The 1,192-nt window shown below is 52.8% G+C and carries 1 rRNA gene; it reads right to left on the reverse strand.

What is annotated here, in order from left to right:
- A 23S ribosomal RNA gene (locus AC2A4J_RS20285) occupies positions 1-1,192 on the reverse strand; the annotation flags it as partial.

A 1,192-nucleotide genomic window follows, 5' to 3' on the forward strand; every position in this document is an offset into this window, starting at 1 on the left:
CCAGTGAGATCTTATCTTAAGGGAGGCTTCCCGCTTAGATGCTTTCAGCGGTTATCCCGTCCGAACATAGCTACCCGGCAATGCCACTGGCGTGACAACCGGAACACCAGAGGTTCGTCCACTCCGGTCCTCTCGTACTAGGAGCAGCTCCTCTCAAATCTCAAACGTCCACGGCAGATAGGGACCGAACTGTCTCACGACGTTCTAAACCCAGCTCGCGTACCACTTTAAATGGCGAACAGCCATACCCTTGGGACCGGCTTCAGCCCCAGGATGTGATGAGCCGACATCGAGGTGCCAAACACCGCCGTCGATGTGAACTCTTGGGCGGTATCAGCCTGTTATCCCCGGAGTACCTTTTATCCGTTGAGCGATGGCCCTTCCATACAGAACCACCGGATCACTAAGACCTACTTTCGTACCTGCTCGACGTGTCTGTCTCGCAGTTAAGCGTGCTTTTGCCTTTACACTCTATGCATGATTTCCGACCATGCTGAGCACACCTTCGTGCTCCTCCGTTACTCTTTGGGAGGAGACCGCCCCAGTCAAACTACCCACCACACAGTGTCCTCGATCCCGATAAGGGACCTGAGTTAGAACCTCAAACATACCAGGGTGGTATTTCAAGAGTGGCTCCATGCAAACTAGCGTCTGCACTTCAAAGCCTCCCACCTATCCTACACAAGTAGGTTCAAAGTTCACTGTGAAGCTATAGTAAAGGTTCACGGGGTCTTTCCGTCTAGCCGCGGATACACAGCATCTTCACTGCGATTTCAATTTCACTGAGTCTCGGGTGGAGACAGTGTGGCCATCGTTACGCCATTCGTGCAGGTCGGAACTTACCCGACAAGGAATTTCGCTACCTTAGGACCGTTATAGTTACGGCCGCCGTTTACTTGGGCTTCGATCAAGAGCTTCGCTTGCGCTAACCCCATCAATTAACCTTCAAGCACCGGGCAGGCGTCACACCCTATACGTCCACTTTCGTGTTTGCAGAGTGCTGTGTTTTTAATAAACAGTCGCAGCCACCTGGTATCTTCGACCGACTAGTGCTTACGGAGCAAGTCCTTCACACCGGCCGGCGTACCTTCTCCCGAAGTTACGGTACCATTTTGCCTAGTTCCTTCACCCGAGTTCTCTCAAGCGCCTTGGTATTCTCTACCTGACCACCTGTGTCGGTTTGGGGTACGGT

The sequence above is a fragment of the Marinomonas sp. ATLA20 genome (assembly GCF_057180105.1).